The following is a 21,963-nucleotide window of genomic DNA, read 5'->3' on the forward strand; positions in this document are numbered from 1 at the left end:
ATGTATGTATAGAAGTCCTAAGGACATCCCACGAAAATAGTAACACTGATTGGGGTTTTTGGCAACGTTTCCATTTTAAATTTTCTTAATATTTTCTCTTACCAATATAGTTTGCGATATTCTTCAAAGTTTTCTTCACGCGGTTGTATGGGAGATGATTCAGATCTTCCAACGCTCTGTCTAAGTACATTCTGCTAAGCTGATGGGATCGATCTATGGCATCGGTCGCCAAGATGGACGAAATGATATCTTTCATCTCTTCAGGAGAAGTATATTCAGTCACTCTTTCTATCTTCGTTTTAAGAGCAGGGTTTTCCATTGCATATAAAATCGGAAGGGTGATATTACCTTGCCACAAGTCACTGCCTGCAGGCTTACCCAGTTCTTCCTCACTTGCTGTCAGGTCTAATATATCATCTGTAATTTGAAAGCTCATCCCAACATTATACCCAAACCGGTATAATCGTCGATGTATTTCTTCAGGTGCCCCGGAAGAAATGGCACCGATCTGGCAGCTTACAGCAATTAGCAGGGCTGTTTTCCGCTTGATTCTTAGAAGATAATCCCTCAGATTTTGGTCAAATCGATATTTATCTTTTATTTGAGCGATTTCACCTTTACATACTTCAACAATGGTGTGAGAAAGTATTTGATGTGCTTCAGGGGCTTTAATATTCGTCATATACTCGAGAGCTCGTGCAAAGATGTAATCTCCGGTGTACATGGCAATACGATTGTCCCATTGAGCTTTAATCGTTGGCTTTCCTCTTCTTAACTCTGCATCATCGATCACGTCATCGTGAACAAGGGATGCCATATGAATTAACTCCAAAGCCACTGCTACATTTTTCACAATGTTAATATCATATTGTCCGTATTTTGCAGAGAGCAAGACAAAAACAGGACGGATTCTTTTACCACCTGCTTGTAGTAGGTGAAGGGACGCCTCTTGTAAAAGTTGTGATTCTGACTCAATCGCAACTTCCAGTTCCTTTTCAATTTCATCAATATCCGTTTTTAAAAACGAATACATCCTGTTTAGCTTCATAGTTTATCCACCTAATTTACAAATTTCTTACTTTCTGCCTGAATGCATGGCAGCCACTCCGCCACTATATGGTTTTACATGTATATCTTTAAAGCCGGCTTCTTCAAACATTTTCGCAAGCTCCTTCATCCCTGGGAAATCTCTAGCTGACTCCTGAAGCCATGAATATTCATTAAAGCTCTTGGCAAAGATTTTTCCGAACAGTGGCATCACGAAACGAAAGTATGCATAATACATCTGTTTGAATCCGAGCATGGTAGGTTGGGAGGTTTCAAGGCAAACAGCCATCCCTCCTGGTTTCACCACACGATTCATTTCTTTTAAGACGTGGAGGTAGTCAGGAACATTCCGTAAGCCAAAGCCAATCGTGACATAATCAAAGGTATTATCGTCAAAAGGCAGCTCCATTGCATTTCCATGGATCAATTCAATGTTATCCAAGGGGGATTTTTTCACTTTCTCTTCTCCAATTGACAGCATATTTTGGCTGAAATCCAGCCCTACTACATGGCCCGTTTCTCCGACTTTTTCTCCTATCGCTAACGTCCAATCCGCAGTTCCGCAGCATACGTCCAGCGCCTTTGTGCCTGGCTTCACATCCATATGCTTCATGGTATCTTTTCTCCACTTTTTATGCTGTTGGAAACTGATTACCGAATTCATCTTATCATAATTCGAGTATATTTTTTCAAATACTCCGTGGACTTTTTGTTCTTTGGACTGCTGCATTTCGATTTACCCTTCTTCCGCATATAGTTTGGTCATAGGTTCAGGCTCAGCATAAGGTAATAACTCTACAATCAGCTTTTTAAAATATGGTGTTACCGGTTCTATGTTCTCTAACTGAGTTTGAATGGTTTTCTTCGTAGAGGAAATTAATTTATCCACACTTGAAAGCAAATGTCTGGACTCTTCTTTCGTTAGCTTTAAAGATGGTGTTTCACTGGCCGATTCGAACGTTAAAGTCGACAACGCTTTTATAAAACTCGTATTCTGCGAGTGCTCTATACAAATTCTCTCTTGAACGAGCTTCTTGTATAAAAGGGCTTGCTCAACAATCCGGATCCATTTGTCATCTTCAAAAAAACGAAAGAATTTTGAAACGATCGCTGATTCTCTTGTCTTTAAGCTTGACATTAGCCCATCCAGGTTTTGATGTTCCTCTTTATATATGGATATTTTGCTTTCGTTGATTTCTTTAATCGCCTTGGCTAATACTGCGATAAGGTCCACATCATCTGTGTCGGCAAGGATTTTATAGTAAAGGCTGCTGAAGTATACTCCTGCAAGTACCGTAAGCTGCCTCTCTTTCAATGGATCAAGCTCAGAGATTGTAACCTTTTCATGGGTATCAAGGGCTATCTGCAATAACATGGCAGTCGAAATCCACTGTACAACTTCTTTGTTCAACGTCCGTCCCTCATTGACAAAAGGAAGGAGCAAGAAATAAATCCGATCCCGATCAATATAAGGTTGATCGATATATTCCTTTAAGTAAGAGTGATGCAACTGCTCTTCTATGTATTGATGAATGATATTCGCTTGATGGTTACAATCAATGAATTTCATACCCTTTAATCCCCATTTCTACTATGTATCGGTCTAAAAATTTCAGCAATAGATATTATACCATAAAATCCTCAACAATAGGGAATCAGTCTTGCCCCCATATCTAGCTTTAGTATAACAAAGGGGACGACTAAGAAGTTCAGCTATTCATAGTCAGTCCCACCTGTATCTTCTCTGGAACGGAAATTCTCAGAGTATTATTTCTTGTTATCACTTTCGACTTCGCCGTAGCTTGTAACGATTGTTGCTTTTCCTCTAACTTTAATCGCAGATGTATGGTCTGTAAATTGAGCAATCATGACTTCACCTTTATCAAGCTTTTCTGAATGATGAAATCGGGTATCTGTCCCTCTTGTCAGCCCGATCACGTTCACACCATCTTCAATCGCCTTAATCACAATATAATCATTTGAATTCATCCTTGGCTCACTCCTAATTCTTTATAAAAGAAAGAACTTCGCTTCGTGCTTGAGAGTCTTCTTTAAACGAGCCTCTTACCGCAGTCGTCACTGTACTTGAACCAGGCTTCTTTACACCTCTCATTGTCATGCACATATGCTCAGCTTCAACCACTACCATTGCACCATAAGGCTCAAGGGTTTCCATGATCGTATCAGCCACTGTGGAGGTGATTCTTTCTTGCAGCTGAGGTCGTTTAGCAACAGATTCAACTGCCCTTGCCAGTTTACTAAGTCCAGCCACTCTTCCGTTTCTAGGAATATATGCTACATGAGCTTTTCCGTAGAAAGGTACCAAGTGGTGTTCACACATCGAATAGAATGGAATATCCTTCACAAGCACCAATTCCTCATGCTCTTCACTGAATATGGTTTCAAAGTATTCTTTCGGATCGTGACCGATCCCCGAAAATACTTCTGCATACATCTTCGCCACACGTTTTGGTGTGTCTAATAAACCTTCTCTATTAGGATTCTCTCCAATAGCTTCTAATATTAATCGAACTGCTTCTTCTATTTGGCCATGATTGACTTGTGCCATTATGTTGTCCTCCTAAAATAACTTAAAGAAATAGTAACATTGTTAATATTAGCACAAGCCTATAATGTCATCAAAGACTAGTGCTTTAGAAGTTTTATAATAATATAAAACTTCCTTTAAAGGAATAAAACTTCGTACATATTTTAAGAAGAAACAACCATACTATAAATGAATAGCAAAAAAGGCCGCATAAATATGCGACCTTTTCTTTACGCTCAAAGTATGTAATTATTTTACAGCTTCTTTAAGCGCTTTACCTGGTTTAAAAGCAGGTACTTTGCTAGCTGAGATTTCGATCTCTTCACCTGTTTGTGGGTTGCGACCTTTACGGGCTGCACGCTCACGTACTTCGAAGTTACCGAATCCGATTAATTGTACTTTATCACCGTTTGCAAGTGAATTTTGAATTGTATCGAAAACAGCGTCAACCGCTTTAGTAGCGTCCTTCTTAGATAGCTCAGCAGCTTCTGCAACAGCATTGATTAGTTCTGTCTTATTCATGCCATTCACCTCCTCCCAAGGAAATGTCTCAGTCATGATTCATTTACTTTAATATCATTAGTAAACAACTTTAGCGAATTCTATACATAAAGTGTAGAAAAAACGCTTGAAAACGTTGCTGAATCAATATTCAACAACAATTCTGTTAAAAGATTATCACAATAGATTAACCTTAGCAAGAACAAATCAAGAAATAATGGGAATCTTTTCTTATTTGAAACACAAATGTAATAGAATCCCCTCAAAGCCCTTTATTCTTGAACTCTATTCAACCTATCACTTCTTTTCGATGACTGCAACTTATACCTCCATCGCCAGGTACTCTATCTTACTTCCCAACCTTGGAATTCCTTAAACATCGACAACCTATTTTTATCTGTGATGAATATCCACAGTGATGTATGGGTTCTATTACAAAAACCTATATATATCAAGGTTTCATAGCCTTCCACAGTGTTTTCAAACTCTATTCGCCCCAGCTATAAATTTATAAATATACAAGAGGGAAATCTGCAAAATAATGTAGGTATTTCCTAAGAAAAATTCAGATCTGTTTGATAAAAATAAATGATTTTAAATAAACCAAACAAAAAAAGACCCTCCTAAGAAGGTCCAAAGACATTTATAATATGATGGCGATCAATCCACCTGATCCCTCGTTGATGATTCTTTCCAACGTATCTTTGAGTTTATATCTTGCATTCTCAGGCATTAGGGAAAGTTTCGCTTGGATTCCCTCTCTTACAATGGAACTTAAGCTTCTGCCGAAGATATCGGAATTCCAGATGGAGAGCGGGTCATCTTCGAAATCCTGCATTAAATAGCGCACTAGTTCTTCGCTCTGTTTTTCTGTACCGATAATTGGTTCGAACTTGGATTGTACATCCACTTTGATCATGTGGATGGATGGTGCCACTGCTTTCAAACTGACTCCGAATCTGGAACCCTGTCTGATGATTTCCGGTTCATCCAGACTCATATCATTTAACGAAGGTGCTGCGATGCCATACCCCGTCTGCTTCACCATTCTCAATGCATCTGAAATCTGGTCGTATTCCGCTTTTGCATGAGCGAAGTCCTGCATTAACTCCAGGAGATGATCTTTCCCGCGAATTTCCACCCCTACAATCTCCTTCAGTACTTCATCATACAGTTCGTCAGGGGCGTACAGGTCAATTTCTGCAATCCCTTGCCCCATATCAATGCCGGCAAGTCCTGCCCGTTCAATATGGTCAAATTCACTGAAGTAATGAACCACACGATCCACATCCCGCAGCCGTTTAATATCCTTAACAGTTTCTTTGACGGCTTCCTGATAGTTCTGTCTTAGCCAGTGCTCTTCTTTCAGAACCATTACCCAGCTTGGAAGATTAACATTCACTTCAAGTACCGGGAATTCGAATAGTGCTTCTCTCAGCACGTTGAGGACGTCTGAGTCTCTCATGCTCTCTACACTCATGGCTAGAACCGGGATGTCATACTTATCTTGAAGTTTCACTCTTAGGTCTTCTGTCTCAGGAGCATGAGGTCTCGCCGAGTTGATGACCATGATAAATGGTTTACCTACTTCTTTCAGTTCCTCAATGACTCTCTCTTCCGCTTGGATGTAATCGCCTCTGCCAATTTCACCGATGGAACCGTCGGTTGTCACCACAACTCCGATCGTGGAGTGTTCCTGGATGACTTTACGCGTACCGATCTCGGCCGCTTCATGGAATGGAATAGGTTCTTCATACCATGGTGTATTGATCATTCTAGGCCCATTTTCATCTTCATATCCTTTAGCACCCGGTACCGTATATCCCACACAATCTACCAATCTAATATTCACTTCGAGGCCTTCATCGACATGAACAGAGATGGCTTGATTCGGAACAAACTTCGGTTCAGTCGTCATGATGGTCCTGCCTGCCGCACTTTGAGGTAACTCATCCTGCGCTCTTGCTCGTTCTGATTCACTTGCGATGTTAGGAAGGACGACAAGTTCCATGAACTTCTTGATGAATGTTGATTTTCCTGTTCTAACTGCTCCTACCACACCTAAATAGATATCTCCGCCTGTTCTTTCGGCAATGTCCTTAAATAGATCGACTCTTTCCAAGAGATTCCCTCCCATCTTATATTCCAGGGATGTTTCATCCGTGTATTCTGTCTCACATTCTATATTTATGATGTTGTCCCAATGACTTATGACTATTAATATGCTTTTTTTCCCCCCTTATGATTAAAAGTATAAAAATTTATTATGTCTTTAGCATTTATGATCATTAGTTTTGATGAAATTTCCCTATAAAGGATGACATAAAAATAATAACCCTTCCCTTACAATATATTTTGCAAGGAAAGGGTTATGCCTATTTTGTCATAAAGACAGGATCGTTATTTTCATCCACCGTATAAGGTAAAGAATAAGCTGGAACAAAAAAAGTGTCCTCGACTAGTAAATTCCGGATATCTGTACCGGGTTCCAGTTCTTTATCAGTCGATTTGATCTGTTCAAATAAGTCCATTGAGTAATCTACAAATATGTCACCGTCACCATTTATGACAAGGGGTAGATTCTTGTTTGAGTATGGGCTATGTACGTACACTTCACCATCATACCCCAGTTCTTTATAATTTAATGTATATACATTATTGGCTACTTCCTCTTTAAATGGCGGGTAACCTTGAGCTTCTATTCTGATTTTCAATTCCCTTATTTGTTCCGCCAACCGTAGATCAAAAATCTTGACTTGAGGATCTTCCTCCACGTCAGTCAAAACATATTGAAAAATCCCACCGTTTTCAAAAGCATTCCCTGGAATCTCTGCTAAGTACTGAGGTGAAAGCTTTCTGAAATCAATCGGATACTTCTGATAAATGGGTGTATCCTGGTCTCGGGTCTTAATTGGAAGCAACCCATTATTGTCCTTCTGATAGGTTACGACCGCATCTTGTACAGCTTTCACCTGCGTTTCATAAGGGATCTGATTCTGACTAAGCTTTTCCTCAGGGTACATACATCCAGAAAGAATACTCATAGTTAAAATAAGAAGAAATGCAATTAAACCTAAGCGTTTCAATCCAAAAACGTCCTTTCAATCGGACAGCAACCTAATTGGTCGGTCCACTAAATACAATATAGATCATCATAAGTCCACCGGCAATCATCATTATATATGCCATGAATGCTGTAATAAAGCGCAAGAATTTCTGTTTGATCTTATACCTGCTAAAATAGATCGTTAATATGGCAAAAAACATGAATCCCATCGATGCAAACGAAATCCACATCTTCATCATTGAATCCAACATACATCCCTCCTGTTATCGAATGTATTATATCATAAGATTTTTACAAAAGAATAGAAAAGAATCGTTGTTCAAGAATCTGTTACAAACCTCAAGATGTACCTTTACGGACTTCCCCTCGGGAGAGATTATCAAAAAAAAGAGCTTCCCAAGTATTTAAACATCATTTGAATGATGTCAAAATACTTGAGCTGCTCTATACAAAGCGAGACCTACCCATCCATAGGCAAAGCTGTATATATTCATGACAGTGTATGCATCAGGGGCGCACTTCGCATCCTCGAATGCCTATTCTTCCAAGATTAATTCATTGTTTCGAAAGATTCATTAGTGAAAGTTGTGATGCATTCTACCGTAAATGAATCAACTTAATTTAATCGCTCACCAAGAATGTTCACGAGGTCTTCCATCTCGTTTGTCTTTACACGTCCCATTAAGTGGTCTACCGCTTCTTTCGCTTCTACTTTATTGAATAGCACATCATACAAAGCGTCGGTAATGGGCATATTCACTTCATACTTGTCTGCTAACTGATGAGCAGCTTTCGTTGTGCGTACGCCCTCAACGACCATCCCCATATTGTCCAGGACCTCATCAAGGTTATGACCTTTACCAAGCATATTTCCCGCTCTCCAGTTTCTTGAATGTACACTTGTACATGTAACGATCAGATCACCGATGCCTGTTAAACCAGAAAATGTTAATGGGTTTGCTCCCATCTTGGTTCCCAAACGGGCTATTTCTGCAAGACCCCTCGTTATAAGCGCGGCTTTTGCATTATCTCCATAACCCAATCCGTCTGTAATTCCGGCTGCAAGGGCTATGATATTCTTTAAGGCTCCACCGATCTCAACCCCCAGCATATCGGGATTCGTATATACACGGAAATTCATGTTCATGAATAAGTCCTGAATCTCTTCTGCAGCCTTCATATCCTTAGAGGATACGGTCACAGTCGTTGGGTGCCTCAGACTCACTTCTTCAGCGTGACTAGGTCCGGACAATACCACCACTGTATGTAAGTTATCAGGTTTCATTTCATCTTCAATCATTTCTGAAATTCTCAGAAGTGAATCAGGTTCAATCCCCTTACTCACATGAACAACGGTTAATGGTGCACGTTGAACCTCTTGAATTTGACCCAATACTCCGCGGATCGCTTTCGTCGGTACAGCCAGAATGATTGTATCAACGCCATCTAAAGACTCACCAAGATCATGATAACCCTTGATGGTTTCCGGGAGCTTGACCTCTTTCAGGTACTTTTCGTTGGTATGTTGAGTATTAATTTCATCAATCTGCTCTTTTTTGTGTCCCCATAGTCTTACTTCCAGTCCATTATCAGCCAATACCATCGCAAGTGCCGTCCCCCAGCTTCCTGCGCCAACAACCGTTATATTCTTTGAACTTTTCATTTTTACACCCACCTTATTATTTTCTTGCGCGAGCAATAATACGAATAGGAGTTCCTTCAAATCCAAATGCATCACGTATTCTATTTTCCAAGAATCGTTCGTATGAGAAGTGCATTAATTCCGGATCATTCACAAATACCACGAATGTTGGCGGCTTCACAGCCACTTGAGTCGCGTAGTAGATTCTGAGTCGCTTCCCATTATCTGTAGGAGTCGGATTCATTGCTACTGCATCCATGACCACTTCATTCAACACGCTCGATTGAACTCGCAGGGCATGATTTTCACTTGCCATATTGATGATCGGCAGTAATGTATGAATGCGCTTCTTTGTTTTGGCAGATAGAAAAACGATCGGAGCATAATCAAGGAATTGAAAATGTTCGCGGATATTCTTTTCCCATTTGTTCATGGTTTTCTCGTCTTTATCAACGGCGTCCCATTTGTTCACAACGATTACGATTGCTCGACCTGCATCATGTGCATACCCGGCAATTTTTTTATCTTGCTCGATAATCCCTTCTTCTCCATCAATGACAGATAAGACGACATCGGAACGTTCAATCGCTCTAAGAGCTCTTAACACACTGTATTTTTCAGTGGTCTCATACACTTTACCTTTTTTCCTCATGCCTGCAGTATCAATGATGACATAATCCTGTCCATCATACGTGTAAGAGGAATCAATGGCATCCCGCGTCGTTCCTGCAACATTACTCACAATCACACGCTCTTCTCCTAATAAGGCGTTAACCAGGGAGGATTTCCCGACATTCGGTCGACCAATTAATGAAAATTTGATCACATCTTCTGCATAGTCCTCTTCTTCCTCTTGGTTAAAGTGTTTCACAACATCATCAAGTAGGTCTCCTAACCCAAGACCATGAGAACCTGAAATTGGATATGGTTCCCCAAATCCAAGGGAGTAAAAATCATAAATCATTTCCCTCATTTCTGGGTTATCAATTTTATTAATACCCAGTACGACCGGTTTCTTAGAGCGATAAAGGATTTTGGCTACAATTTCATCTGCAGCTGTCACACCTTCACGGCCATTCGTCAAAAAGACAATCACATCTGCCTCATCAATGGCAATTTCAGCCTGCTGCCTGATTTGATCTAGGAATGGTTCATTCCCAAGTTCAATCCCACCTGTATCTATAATGTTAAATTCATGAGTCAGCCACTCAGCAGAACTATATATACGGTCTCTTGTTACACCAGGCACATCTTCAACAATGGAGATTCTTTCACCAACAATTCTATTAAAGATCGTGGACTTCCCAACGTTTGGACGCCCTACGATTGCTACTACTGGTTTTGTCACGTTATTCACCCTTTCTGTAAGAAGGTTGTCCTATTCTTACATTTCCTCTTTTTATACCTTTTCAATCATCAATCGGAGTTATGCATAAGAAGGACCGGCCCTTAAGGTATTGTTTCCTTATGGGACAGTCCCCCCTAACTTAACTATTTTATCAATAAAAGAATAAACTAGCAATCAATGTTTTACAATGATAAATAGTCCTTCATCCAGTTCATGGGCAATGCCATCGAGAATCGCCTCTAAATTCGCACAGATCTTTTGCAATTCCTCATCTGTTTTACAATAAAAGACGCTTGTTCCACTTGGAACTTTTTCAGGTGATGTCGTAACCGTCGCGAGAATAAACTTTTGGATCGTTGTACTCATTCTAATTTACCACCCTCCTGATTCGCTTTCGATTCTGACGGCATTCTTATCGCATTTTCCAATGTCGGCACCTGTCCAAGAATGGCAATGGCTTTCTCTACATCCTTTCGCTGCGGAAGGACGAAGACACCTATTCGACCATCGTCTAAATCCCTCTTGGCCAGTGGCGTCAATGCGGGAGTTCCTGAATCTTTAAATATCCCCAACGAAGTAGACATATCATGAAGAATGGCCTGCCTTTGACCAAGGTTCGCTACCGTAGATCTGGCATCGAATGATTTGGGAGAAAGGACAAACCCCATTCCATACTTTAAAATTTCTTCTTGTCTTACCTTTAATCCAATATTCATGATGTAAATATTATCAACGTAAAGTCCGGCCCCATCAAAATGAGGCTTCACATATTCAATAGTTACGATATCCTTCAATCTGCCTCCAGCCATTAGTTTATGTGCAATCACCATACATATCGCACTGATCACCAGCGCTACATAGAAGTTAAAGACAATATAAGCTAAAGTGGCTAAGAGAGACGTGAAAATGACCAAATAATTACGGCTTTCAAATGCTACGGCAATCCCTTCGATGTATGTAGCCCCTCTAGGGACAAGTTCATATGCATCTAGCTCTGTCAATGTGTTCCTCTCCATATTTCGCACATCCCGAAATTGAGACGCAGCAACGGTTAAGAAAGTAATCGCCGTGAAGTTCTCCTCTAGTAAAGCAGGAATCGCGATGGTGCCTAAACCAGCAGCAATAAATCCAAGAGCAATATGTATAATCTTCCCATGCAAATAAGTGGGATATTGGCGATAGTCTGTACGCAGCATATAGATTCTGGTTAATGTCCCAACTACTACTCCGAAGATGACAGGATACACATACTCATTCATAGATTTTTCATTTCCCCTTTGTTTGTTTGAACTTTGATGTTGAATAACTGATTTATTTCTTCAAATAACTTAACAGCTAATAGAATTCCAATGGAAATAGCCAGGACATCGAGGTAAACAGGTCCACCGATGGGATATAAAAATCCTACATTATTTAATGGGATACTCATAAACACTTCCCCCACTATACTGCTCCCGGCAACAGCGATCATCCGGAACATATACGAAGACGAGCTATAGAAGAAAATACTCAGGAGAGAAAGCGATAGAGCCATTATTAGGTTTCGATCAATGAACAATAGAACAGGATCATATATAGCCACTAACCCAATGCCCGCATAAAGCATCCCCATCGCCAGAATCGCTACAAGCATATATAATTTTTCTTTCAAACTATAAATTCTTATGTAAAGGATACAAATAAGTCCTAAAACAAAAACCGGTACCGCAACCTCCACAGAACCTACTTTCAAACCATACGGAAAGACGCATAATAACACTAAACAAATGAAGGAATAATGGAAACGATATGGGTGTGCCTTATTCATCATAAACGTCGTAAAAATCCAAATTCCCCAAATCAGCCATAAATACAGAATCCCATCCACAATACTCACTCCCTCCTATTATCTACATTATGGAAAATCTTTATGTATCTCATTCATGTATGAATCATTTTTTCAAAGAAAAAATAAGAAAGGGAGGTGTTTATGATGGGTAAAGATCGTCAAGAAAAGAAACTAAAACAAAGCAAACGAGTCGAATCAGACAGAGACCAGGCCCTGCACTACAACGGAGCAACAAGCCTGCAAGGACCGGAAGAAGCCAAAAAGGGACAGAGATAACAAGAAAAGCGGAAGGGGCTCGCACTGGGGCGACAAGCATAAGGCGAGTCACCCGGAAAGGCGTCCTTTGCCTTTATGGGTGACTTGGCTTATGACCTCGAGACCCAAGCCCCTGTAGCTGGACATCAAGAAAAGCGAAGGCGGCTTGGGTAGAGGCGACAAGCATATTTGGCTGGATGTCTTGTAAACAAACTATAATTCAGCCGTTTTATGGGTTAATTCTGCCACTTTACAAAAATACCCGAAAAAGCAACAACTAAAATCAAGCAACAAAAAAAGAACGAATTCTCAAAAGAGAATTCGTTCTTTTTACTTATTAAACGTTCTATTGCTATAACTTCCTGGATTCAATCCTCTAACGTCCAGCCAATGAAACACGTCGCCTGATAAAACGAGTGGAACTCTGTGAAGATCTTCTAAACGCCTGCACCCCAGCGCACTCATCAGGAATTTAATATCCGTATGAATTTGATTCACTTCTTCAATGGTGTCCATAAGCCCCGAGTCTAATAGCTGCTTGAGGATGATGCCGGCCATCCCTACACCAGATGCTCCTAAGCCTAGCGACTTAACGATGTCTAAGCTATTTTGGACACCACCAGAAGCAAGAATGGGCTTCCTGGATGTTGCATGATTTTCAGCAATCGAAATGGCAGTAGGTATACCCCAATCATCGAAGAATTCCAACATTCGTTTTCTGCGTTGATTTTCGATTTTAGAGAAGTTCGTACCACCGAATCCCCCCACATCAATGGCTGAAATGTTCGAGTGGGACAATGATTCTGCAGTCTCTTTACTGATACCAAAACCCGTTTCTTTCACTATGACAGGTACTGGAATACTTTCAGCAATCTCCTGAATCCTGTCCATCGCCCCTCTGAAGTCCCTGTCACCTTCTGGCATGGTTAATTCTTGTATGACATTTAAGTGGATTTGCAACGCATTGGCACTAATCATCTCTACGGCATCTCTTGCCTGTTGAACGGTTGCTTCACTTCCCAAATTCCCAAAAACGATGCCATTTGGATTATGTTTGCGAACGATTTCGTACGTTTTTCGTTCAGATGGGTCTTTTAGCGCGGACATTTGAGATCCGACAGCAATGGCCAGACCTGTTTCACGTGCAAGAATCGCTAATTCTTCATTGATTTTAGAAGTTGATTCACCACCGCCGCCTGTCATAGCATTTATGAAAATTGGCGAACTCCAAATAAGTTCGCCAATTTCTGCCTGTAGATGAACTTCATCTACTGCTATATTCGGTAAGCTTTGGTGGACAAAAGCAACTTCATCAAAACCTGTTCTTCGTTGTTGGCCAGTTGATAAAGCGTAATTAATGTGGTCTTGCTTTCTTTGAGCTCTTGTCACTATTCATCACCATTACTTAAGATCTTTTAATTTGTCACCAATCATTTCACCTAATTGGAAGCCGGTATTTTCTTCGGGCATTTCGTAGTCAGTCACTTCTTCCTCTTTTTCTTCAAGAGATTTGATGCTTAAAGATAAACGTTGATCATTCTCATTTACATCCAATACTTTCACTTGTACTTCTTGGTTTTCCTGAAGGACTTCGTGCGGCGTACCGATATGCTTATGTGAAATTTGAGAGATGTGAACAAGACCTTCAACACCAGGCAACACTTCTACAAATGCTCCATATGACACTAAGCGCTTAACCACTCCGTCCAGAACACTGCCTTTAGGTGCCTTTTCTGAAATATCACTCCAAGGTCCTGGCAGGGTTTCTTTAATGGATAAAGAAATACGTTCATTGTCACGATCGACACTTAGAACTTTGACCTGGACTTTTTGTCCTTCAGTTACTACGTCAGAAGGCTTTTCAACGTGCTCGTGTGAAAGTTGGGAGATATGAACCAATCCATCTACTCCACCAATGTCTACGAACGCTCCGAAATCTGTGATACGCTGAACTGTACCTTCAAGAACAGCACCAGATTCAATATCCGTAAGAAGCTGCTTCTTCTGGTGTTGCTTTTCCGCTTCTACAACAGCCCGGTGCGAAAGGATCAAACGATTCTTATCCTGATCCAATTCAACAATCTTGAACGTCAAAGTTTTGTCCTTATAGTCCGAGAAATCCTCAACATAATAGTCTTCAACTAATGATGCAGGAACAAATCCTCTGACACCAAGATCAACTACAAGTCCGCCCTTCACGACATCTTTGACTTCTGCTTCAAAGATGTCGCCATTTTCAAAGCGAACCTTCATTTCTTCCCATGCTTTTTCAGCATCTACTTTTCGTTTGGAAAGAACAAGAAGTTCTTCTTCAACTTTTGTCACGATTAACTCAAGTACATCCCCTTCACTGACTACATCAGAAGCTTTTTCGATATGAAGGCTTGAGAGTTCACTAATTGGAATGATGCCATCCACTTTGCTATCTTGAACGTCGACTAAGACCTGTTTCTCTTCAACCTTAGTGACTGTCCCTTTAACTTTTTCACCGATTTCAAGATTTTTCACTTCAATTCCATTCATGTCTTCCATTATGTACTCCTCCTTAATCCATGACTGCAAAGATTTTTGATAATTGCGAGACTTCGCAATTTAAAATATTCTTTCTACTAACTTCTAATAAATACTACTTTTTGTCAAGCGAGAAAGCTCATTTTATTCATGCTCATGTATTAGTTTTTCGATGTGCTGCATAATAATTTCAGTTGTTTTCTCTGCATTCAGTTTTTGTTCTCGAATGCCCTCCATAGCAATAGGCGGTCCGAATACGACCTTTAATTTCCTGAAAGGCTTATAGGGTCCAATGATTGCACATGGTACAACGTAAGCCTCGGAACGAAGAGCAAAGAAACCCGCTCCTGCCAATCCCTTACCTATTTTACCTGTCTTACTTCTAGTACCCTCTGGGAACAGTCCTAAAACATCTCCTTGTTTAAGGACCTGCAAACCTTTCCTTAGTGCTTCCCGGTCGCTCATTCCCCTTTTCACCGGGAATGCCCGTAAATCCGGTAATAGCTTACCTAATACCGGGACACTGAAAAGCTCTTCTTTAGCCATGAAAGAAACAGGTCTAGGAGCTGAAATCCCCACCACCGGGGGGTCCAGGTTATCAATATGGTTGGTGCATAATAAGACTCCCCCCTCTTCAGGGAAATGCTCCAAACCTTTGACCTCAATGCGATAGAGAGGGGAAAGAATCGATTTTACGAGACCTTTAGCAAAGGAATATAAGTTCACATTAACCTTTCCTTTCTACTAACAGCATAATTTGATCCACGACTTCAGGGATGGATAGTGAAGTTGTATCTATTTCAGTTGCGTCGTCCGCTTTCTTAAGTGGAGCTACTTCTCTTTCTGAATCGATCTTATCACGGCGGGCAATTTCAACTTTTAATTGTTCCAGATCAGAAGGGAACCCTTTCGAAATGTTTTCCTCATGTCTTCTTTGGGCTCTTTCATCTACGCTTGCCAGTAGAAATACTTTTATTTCAGCGTCAGGAATAACATGGGTCCCGATATCTCTTCCGTCCATTACAACAGCACCTTGTTTAGCCAACTGCTGCTGCCTGTTCACCATCTCTTCTCTAACTTCAGAATGAACGGCCACATGAGATACTGAATTGGTAACTGTGGCTTGACGAATTTCATCTGTCACATTTTCCCCGTCTACATATACAATTTGTCCATCTTCAGTCGGTTCTAGCGTGATTTTTGTTTGAGCTAATAATTCCTTCAGCTCATTTTCATCATGCAAGTCTATATTCTGTTTCAAAGCTTTATATGTTAATGAGCGGTACATCGCCCCAGTATCAATATAAAGATAAGATAATTTCCCTGCTACAATTTTCGCCACAGTACTTTTCCCTGCAGCTGCAGGACCATCGATCGCAATTCTTAATTTCTTCAACTAATCCACCTACTTAATTTCCTAATAATTTTCTTACCTATTTTAACATAAATCTCACACCACGTTGAAAGAATCTTTATTCAAAAAAAAGAGCAGGCAATCAATTACCTGCTTTACCGGATAAGGTTTCGACTATTTCGCTGTACTCCATTTTTTCGACGCCTTCATAAAAAACGATCTTATTGAGCTCCGGAAGGATATTTAATTCATGGATGACAAATTGGACCGCTATTAATAAAATGAAATGTATAATGACTAATTTGATTAATATTCGCTCAACGGATTTAATTGTATTCACCCTTTTCCTATTCATTATTATAGAAAAAGTATGTGTAAATTATGGGATTTTATTCAAGTAACCCTTTTTTTCTTAAATTCAACTGTCTTTCAAAACAATATCTTAAAATAAGCTGACGTTGATTTTCAGTTAAATGTACAAATTCAACGCTTGCAACTTTTTTGTGACCTTTTTCCCAGACGCGGATAACTTTACCTTCTATTTCTACATACTGGTTCTCACCCGTTTGCATAGGCAAAACGATGGTGGTTGATATGTTAGAACCACTTTTCAGGTCCATTCCTTTTCTCACCAATACCGCGCATCCTCCTGCACTGATATCCTCAGTAACCGTAGGAAAATAATCCTCATTTATTTTTATTGAGATATCTGTGTTCGCTTCTACTCGCACAAACTGTCTTCTTTGGACCTTCTCTAAACCTTCCTCTCCTGGATAATGAATGTGGATCATCGGTATTTTGGATAGTTTGCGGCCCTTCACTTCTGTTTCAAACATAAGTACCGTCTGTTCATTAACGATGAAACTTGCTTTAAGTTGTGTACCATCTATTAAGAAAACGGCTTTCTCTGTTTTTGTATGAATAGGGTAATCGATAAAGAGCCCTTCTTCCCCGATCTCAACGACCCGGCACCTATACCGTTCAAATGTATCATTATGTATGGGTTCCAACTGTAATGTGGTACCTGCTTTTATCATAGTACAATACTCCCACTTTCCCATTTTATGTATCTATATTATGGCATGACATTCCTCACCTTTCCATACCTTTTTGAATCTCTATTCTGAATTTTTCTACATCTAAAGAAAAGGGACGGACCTCCATATCGGAGGTCCGTCCCTCTAAAAGCTTAGACGACTTCTTCATAAATCGGTTCTGCTTTTCTGAGCTTCTCTACTTTTTCTTCTTCTCCTGTGTTTGCATTGATAAATATTCTAAAGGTATCTTTACCCAGCATACCTAAGAATTCGTAGCATAGCACTTCTTCATTAAGATCATTCACAATTACCGCTTTACGCTCTTCCATTACTTTTAGATTAGGGTTTGTCGTTTCTTTAGCTTCTGCTTGTGTAATGGACGGTTGTCCGATTTCCCTGTCATGATTATTCTTCAAATATTCTTCCGCAGCAAATCCGACGATGTGTCCATTATCCAATGCTACCTTTATTTTAACAGAGTCCGGATATATCCTTACACCATCCAATACTGTCACATAAGTGAAAATACCAATGTTGTCATACTGTGCACCTTCAAATAGTTCTAATTTCTCAAAGTCGTTATCCTTCAGGAAGGCAGTCGCTTTCTCTGCCGCTTTATTTAAGCTGATTTTTGCTTTCTGGACTTCCCGATTGTTGATATACCAGATTGGATATCCACCTTTTTGAGTAATGTCCATACTTGCATGGGTTTTACCCTTTTCAACCGTAACACTATAAAATTTATAGTCAGAGCCTTTTCCGCTCTTCGTTACTTTTGCATCAATCTTTTCACTTATCCCGGAGTATTTTCTTAAGATCGAAACAGCCTCATCCTTTGAAATCTCTTTCCCTTTAATCTTCTGAAAATTTTGGTCTTTCTTCTCAGTATTCACAAATGGTGTAGAACCAAAGTTTGCTTCATCATATCCGGATACATTCTTTTCAACGGTTTTAAAACCATCGATAATGGTGTTATCAACCTGTTCATTCCCTGACGCCAAAGCAAGCTCCACATCCATCCATCTCAGGTTGTTCTCCATAACCAGATGTTGAACCTTTCTTAACTGATTCTGAATATCTGCACTTTGCTCATACAAATTTTCAAGTGATTTATATTCTTTATCCGTTAAAGGATTCTTATCTAAATCCCTCACTGCTACTCGGTAGCTGAAATCTCCAATATTACTTAAGAACTCTTCTGTTTTATTAAACGGCAGCAGCGTTAACGGAAGCTGCCCTACATCACTGTGCGCCTGAGAAGTTAATCTCCATATATCGGCAAGTGCCGGAGACAATGATTTCCTTGAATTCATGGCAAGAGTCGAACCTATTTTATCGTGTACCAGATCCACTTGGTAAGTTAACTCATGGAACGCTCTTTGATAGTTATTTTCAGCATTGATTAATATCGCATTTTTTTCCTGATGCTCTTGGTATCCCCAGAATGCGGTACCTGCAACACCAAGGACGAGCACCGTTATTAAAATGACACGTAGCAATGTACTTCACCTCTTTAACTACAGAATATGTGCTTTCCAATTTTCTTGATTTGTGGACGTGACCAAATCCACTTGCTTGTTGCTGTCACAGGGTTAAAGTAATAGAGAGCACTTGAAGAAGGATCCCAGCCGTTTATGGCATCTAAAACCGCTTCTTTCGCTTTTTCATTTGGCGTTAACCATATTTGCCCATCTGCTACGGCTGTAAAGGCACCAGGCTCAAAGATAACCCCCGCCGCTGTGTTCGGGAATGCTGAGCTGTCAATTCGATTGAGAATGACGGCCGCTACTGCAACTTGTCCCTCATAAGGCTCACCACGGGCTTCTCCATATACGGCATTTGCCATAAGTTGAATGTCGTTTTGTGAAAATCCATTAGGCGTGTTCACTGCCGTTGGCTTGGATGGAGTGGGTGTTGGTTTTGGAGCAGGCTTCTTTTCAGGAGCTGCTTTTCCACCGGATGTTCCGCCTTTAGCCCCGCCACCTCCAGGACCTTTTTGTTTATTTAAATCTGTTCCGCCATAGTGACTGAAATTGTTACCTTTTTCTATTTGTTCTTTTACGAATTGCTTATTATACTTTGAAGCTTTCACTAGTTTTTCTTTTGTTTCGGCACCAGCCAGGCCGTCGATGGGAAGACCGAACTCATATTGAAAGTTTCTCAGTGCCCAATATGTGCCCCACCCGAACACTCCATCAATATCGCCGTTATAATATCCGATATATTGAAGTCTGGACTGAAGCTCGATTACATCCTCACCTGTTGCGCCATGTTGTATCACTTGATTCGTAAATGCGTCTGCCTTCTCTCCTTCAGACGAAATCATAAAAAGAGAACACATAAGCACCATGACGACTGAAGTAGAAATCAATTTGAAACGACTATTCATAATGCTTTAACCTCCATATCTTCAATTAACATTAACTCTAGTTTTTGTAGAGGCTCCCATTTTATACAAGTGAATAATAAAATTTAGAAAGCAACAATGATAAGACTCTGTAATGTCCCAGCAAAAGCCATGTAAACAATCTGAGTTAAAATAGAATGAGGATTACTGGATTACTTCAAACAAATCCGCAATAAGAGGGGGAGGTCATGATGGAAGACTATTTAGCGAAGTCATTAGATGAGTGGAAAGAAGATATTTCAGAGGTGTTGGATCAGATTAATACTGACTACGAAGAGATAAAGAAGGAACTGAAGGTGTATTCCTATAAGTACGGAATTACAAAGCAAGTCATTCAATCAACAGTGAATGAGGAAATCATCGAAAATATCAGGGAAATGTATCATAAGCCTTTTGAAGAAAAGTACAATGAACTGAAGGAATACATACGCGAATTGGACGAAAAAAGAAAAGTGTTTCAAATGTTCGTGAATAAAATTGATGAAGTGAAACGGAAAGAGGCTCCTAAAACCGACCTTGCTGCTGCGTATAAGTAGATATTTTATTAAACCGTCTTTCATTGGGCGGTTTTTTTATGGGAGTTTATACGGATCTGAAAATGCAAAAAAGGACGCTTTAAATAGCAAGCGTCCTTTTAAATAATTTCTTTTTCGAAATCAGTACCCGTGTATTTCTTTTCAGTTAATCGATGAGCACTTTTCACTTTCTTCAAACCAAGCCACCATAAGAAAAACATAAACGGCACCATATAATAGATCCAGTTCTTCTCGGCTAAAAAGATGTAATTATAAGTTCCGTGTAACAACAGGGGCACAGAAATCGCAATGAAAAGCCACTTATGCCTTTCTTCACTGGAGGAAAATTTTGCTTTTCCTAAGTAATATCCCATAATGACACCGAACAACGCATGACTTGAAACAGGCAGGATCGCTCTTCCAAATGCATGTTCAACACCGTTTGCAACCAAATACAAAATATTTTCAATAGTAGCGAATCCAAGTGACACACTTGCACCATAAATAATGCCGTCGTATGGTTCATTAAAATCAACATGTTGGAAAATCGCAAACATTAAAATAAACCATTTGAAGAATTCTTCTAAAAGCCCGGAAGAAATGAATGCCGTCGACCAATTGGAATCAATGATTCCTTCAACTTCTAACACATATTGTAAGAACATAATAGGAAAGGTGATAAGGGCCCCATACATAAAGGTTTTGAACACTAGCGTAATGGGTTCTGCGTCATATTCATCCCGCAAATAAAAGTAACTTAGCAATGCTAATCCTGGTGCTATACCCGCTGATAAAATCACCAGCATAAAAAAGTCCTCTTTTCTTTCTGTTTTCTTAATCGTATCATGTTAATGTAGGAATGGAAACAGGAATTTATTTGGTTGGAGGAATGAACTTTGAAGAAAGATATTTTGGTCATACATACAGGCGGTACCATCTCTATGATGGAAGACGAACAGACTGGAGCAGTCACTCCCGGGAAGGAAAATCCCCTTTCGGTACAAACGTCTATCGTATCGAATTTAGCAAATCTGACGGTCTTAGAAGCATTTCATTTGCCTTCCCCCCATATTACACCAGAACATATGCAGCAATTAAAAGAGATAATCGAAACGAAATATAGGGAAAAATCATTTGACGGAGTCGTCATTACCCACGGAACAGATACGCTCGAAGAAACTGCCTACTTCCTGGATTTAACCCTTTCTCTTCCAGTCTCCCTTGTCGTTACAGGGGCAATGAGATCAAGTAATGAGATTGGAGCGGACGGTCTTTATAACCTCATTTCATCCGTTCGGGTAGCTGCTGATGACAAATCCAAGAACAAAGGAGTTTTAGTCGTACTTAATGACGAAATCCACTCTGCTAAGAACGTGACCAAAACTCACACAAGCAATGTATCTACCTTTCAAAGTCCACAGTATGGACCAATCGGGATTGTGACTAAAAGAGGCGTTCTTTTTCATCATCAGCCTACATCAAATGAGCATTATCAGGTTTGTGATATATCCAAGAGGGTTACCCTGATCAAAGCATATGCTGGAATGGATTCAGGCTTATTAGTTGCCATAAAAGATTTACAGTACGATGGGGTTGTAATTGAAGCATTAGGGCAAGGAAATCTACCTCCTGATACGGTAGATGGAATTAACGGACTATTAGCAGCTAATATCCCGGTTGTATTGGTTTCAAGATGCTTTAATGGGATTGTTCAGGATATATACGGCTATTCAGGAGGAGGGAAACAACTGAAAGAAAAAGGAGTGATCTTCTCGAATGGCCTAAATGGACAAAAGGCAAGAATCAAGTTAATGGTGGCTCTGTCCCAAACCGGTGACATTAAAGAACTAGAAACGATTTTCAAAAATTAAGATTGTCTCATTGGTTGAAAAGTAACCATAAT

The 21,963-nt window shown here is 40.0% G+C and carries 26 protein-coding genes; 3 read left to right on the forward strand and 23 right to left on the reverse strand.

Annotated features, from left to right (window positions below; translation table 11 throughout):
• Nucleotides 1-85 precede the first annotated feature (85 nt).
• The 14 genes from hepT to RSX31_RS06815 all read right to left on the reverse strand — a co-directional run bounded on the left by hepT (nt 86) and on the right by RSX31_RS06815 (nt 12,029).
• A complete protein-coding gene (gene hepT, locus RSX31_RS06750; RefSeq protein ID WP_148969466.1) occupies nt 86-1,048 on the reverse strand; it encodes a heptaprenyl diphosphate synthase component II in 963 nt (320 codons plus the stop codon).
• 27 nt (nt 1,049-1,075) lie between these two features.
• Entirely contained in the window at nt 1,076-1,777 is a 702-nt protein-coding gene (locus RSX31_RS06755; protein WP_148995561.1) for a demethylmenaquinone methyltransferase, read from the reverse strand.
• Nucleotides 1,778-1,783: 6 nt separating this feature from the next.
• Entirely contained in the window at nt 1,784-2,617 is an 834-nt protein-coding gene (locus tag RSX31_RS06760; RefSeq protein ID WP_148969468.1) for a heptaprenyl diphosphate synthase component 1, read from the reverse strand.
• Between the two features lie 197 nt (nt 2,618-2,814).
• Nucleotides 2,815-3,036 carry a trp RNA-binding attenuation protein MtrB gene (gene mtrB / locus RSX31_RS06765; RefSeq protein ID WP_034758340.1) on the reverse strand — a complete coding sequence of 74 codons (222 nt, stop codon included), beginning with the start codon at nt 3,034-3,036 and terminating at the stop codon, nt 2,815-2,817.
• A gap of 13 nt (nt 3,037-3,049) precedes the next feature.
• The gene (gene folE, locus RSX31_RS06770) at nt 3,050-3,616 is read right to left on the reverse strand and encodes a GTP cyclohydrolase I FolE (protein ID WP_148969469.1); all 567 of its coding nucleotides are present in this window, start codon (nt 3,614-3,616) and stop codon (nt 3,050-3,052) included.
• A gap of 228 nt (nt 3,617-3,844) precedes the next feature.
• Complete coding sequence (locus RSX31_RS06775) at nt 3,845-4,117, reverse strand: HU family DNA-binding protein (protein ID WP_034758336.1); 273 nt, start codon at nt 4,115-4,117, stop codon at nt 3,845-3,847.
• A 622-nt stretch (nt 4,118-4,739) separates the two neighbouring features.
• Nucleotides 4,740-6,218 (reverse strand): stage IV sporulation protein A, encoded by a 1,479-nt coding sequence (gene spoIVA, locus RSX31_RS06780; RefSeq protein ID WP_148969470.1) that lies wholly within the window; start codon nt 6,216-6,218, stop codon nt 4,740-4,742.
• A 253-nt stretch (nt 6,219-6,471) separates the two neighbouring features.
• The gene (locus RSX31_RS06785) at nt 6,472-7,182 is read right to left on the reverse strand and encodes a hypothetical protein (protein ID WP_262371883.1); all 711 of its coding nucleotides are present in this window, start codon (nt 7,180-7,182) and stop codon (nt 6,472-6,474) included.
• A 31-nt stretch (nt 7,183-7,213) separates the two neighbouring features.
• Nucleotides 7,214-7,414: a DUF2768 domain-containing protein gene (locus RSX31_RS06790; RefSeq protein WP_148969471.1), complete on the reverse strand. Its 201-nt coding sequence runs from the start codon at nt 7,412-7,414 to the stop codon at nt 7,214-7,216.
• A gap of 365 nt (nt 7,415-7,779) precedes the next feature.
• On the reverse strand, nt 7,780-8,826 hold the full coding sequence (locus RSX31_RS06795; protein ID WP_148995562.1) for an NAD(P)H-dependent glycerol-3-phosphate dehydrogenase: 1,047 nt from the start codon (nt 8,824-8,826) through the stop codon (nt 7,780-7,782).
• Nucleotides 8,827-8,842: 16 nt separating this feature from the next.
• A complete protein-coding gene (der, locus tag RSX31_RS06800) occupies nt 8,843-10,153 on the reverse strand; it encodes a ribosome biogenesis GTPase Der (RefSeq protein WP_148969473.1) in 1,311 nt (436 codons plus the stop codon).
• Between the two features lie 174 nt (nt 10,154-10,327).
• The gene (locus RSX31_RS06805) at nt 10,328-10,519 is read right to left on the reverse strand and encodes a capping complex subunit for YIEGIA (RefSeq protein ID WP_113970716.1); all 192 of its coding nucleotides are present in this window, start codon (nt 10,517-10,519) and stop codon (nt 10,328-10,330) included.
• Entirely contained in the window at nt 10,516-11,412 is an 897-nt protein-coding gene (locus RSX31_RS06810) for a YIEGIA family protein (protein ID WP_148969474.1), read from the reverse strand. Before RSX31_RS06810 ends, RSX31_RS06805 begins: the two co-directional genes overlap by 4 nt.
• The gene (locus tag RSX31_RS06815) at nt 11,409-12,029 is read right to left on the reverse strand and encodes a YphA family membrane protein (RefSeq protein ID WP_148995563.1); all 621 of its coding nucleotides are present in this window, start codon (nt 12,027-12,029) and stop codon (nt 11,409-11,411) included. Before RSX31_RS06815 ends, RSX31_RS06810 begins: the two co-directional genes overlap by 4 nt.
• Before the next feature lie 96 nt (nt 12,030-12,125).
• On the opposite strand from RSX31_RS06815, the gene RSX31_RS06820 reads away from it, so the two are divergent.
• Nucleotides 12,126-12,257 (forward strand): YpzI family protein, encoded by a 132-nt coding sequence (locus tag RSX31_RS06820; RefSeq protein WP_113970719.1) that lies wholly within the window; start codon nt 12,126-12,128, stop codon nt 12,255-12,257.
• Nucleotides 12,258-12,566: 309 nt separating this feature from the next.
• On the opposite strand, the gene fni is transcribed toward RSX31_RS06820, so the two are convergent.
• The 8 genes from fni to sleB form a co-directional block, all read right to left on the reverse strand.
• Nucleotides 12,567-13,625, reverse strand: a complete 1,059-nt coding sequence (gene fni / locus RSX31_RS06825; protein ID WP_315634007.1) for a type 2 isopentenyl-diphosphate Delta-isomerase — start codon at nt 13,623-13,625, stop codon at nt 12,567-12,569.
• Nucleotides 13,626-13,637: 12 nt separating this feature from the next.
• Nucleotides 13,638-14,771 (reverse strand): 30S ribosomal protein S1, encoded by a 1,134-nt coding sequence (gene rpsA / locus RSX31_RS06830; RefSeq protein ID WP_282138882.1) that lies wholly within the window; start codon nt 14,769-14,771, stop codon nt 13,638-13,640.
• A 120-nt stretch (nt 14,772-14,891) separates the two neighbouring features.
• Complete coding sequence (locus RSX31_RS06835) at nt 14,892-15,473, reverse strand: lysophospholipid acyltransferase family protein (protein WP_148969477.1); 582 nt, start codon at nt 15,471-15,473, stop codon at nt 14,892-14,894.
• A gap of 1 nt (nt 15,474) precedes the next feature.
• Nucleotides 15,475-16,143, reverse strand: a complete 669-nt coding sequence (gene cmk / locus RSX31_RS06840; RefSeq protein ID WP_148995565.1) for a (d)CMP kinase — start codon at nt 16,141-16,143, stop codon at nt 15,475-15,477.
• Between the two features lie 100 nt (nt 16,144-16,243).
• A complete protein-coding gene (locus RSX31_RS06845) occupies nt 16,244-16,441 on the reverse strand; it encodes a YpfB family protein (RefSeq protein ID WP_262371884.1) in 198 nt (65 codons plus the stop codon).
• Nucleotides 16,442-16,490: 49 nt separating this feature from the next.
• Nucleotides 16,491-17,138, reverse strand: coding sequence for a flagellar brake protein (locus tag RSX31_RS06850; RefSeq protein WP_148995566.1), 648 nt, complete (start codon nt 17,136-17,138; stop codon nt 16,491-16,493).
• Between the two features lie 152 nt (nt 17,139-17,290).
• Nucleotides 17,291-18,637: a germination protein YpeB gene (gene ypeB / locus RSX31_RS06855; protein WP_315634012.1), complete on the reverse strand. Its 1,347-nt coding sequence runs from the start codon at nt 18,635-18,637 to the stop codon at nt 17,291-17,293.
• Between the two features lie 14 nt (nt 18,638-18,651).
• A complete protein-coding gene (sleB, locus tag RSX31_RS06860) occupies nt 18,652-19,527 on the reverse strand; it encodes a spore cortex-lytic enzyme (RefSeq protein WP_148969481.1) in 876 nt (291 codons plus the stop codon).
• A 209-nt stretch (nt 19,528-19,736) separates the two neighbouring features.
• Between sleB and RSX31_RS06865 the strand changes: the two genes are divergently transcribed.
• A complete protein-coding gene (locus RSX31_RS06865; protein WP_148970017.1) occupies nt 19,737-20,081 on the forward strand; it encodes a hypothetical protein in 345 nt (114 codons plus the stop codon).
• A gap of 98 nt (nt 20,082-20,179) precedes the next feature.
• Here RSX31_RS06865 and prsW read toward each other — a convergent pair whose 3' ends face one another.
• Nucleotides 20,180-20,866, reverse strand: coding sequence for a glutamic-type intramembrane protease PrsW (gene prsW, locus RSX31_RS06870; RefSeq protein WP_148969482.1), 687 nt, complete (start codon nt 20,864-20,866; stop codon nt 20,180-20,182).
• Nucleotides 20,867-20,956: 90 nt separating this feature from the next.
• Here prsW and RSX31_RS06875 point away from each other — a divergent pair, with 90 nt between their 5' ends.
• A complete protein-coding gene (locus RSX31_RS06875) occupies nt 20,957-21,931 on the forward strand; it encodes an asparaginase (protein WP_315634016.1) in 975 nt (324 codons plus the stop codon).
• Nucleotides 21,932-21,963 lie beyond the last annotated feature (32 nt).

This window comes from Rossellomorea yichunensis (assembly GCF_032337515.1).
Classification (GTDB): domain Bacteria; phylum Bacillota; class Bacilli; order Bacillales; family Bacillaceae_B; genus Rossellomorea; species Rossellomorea yichunensis.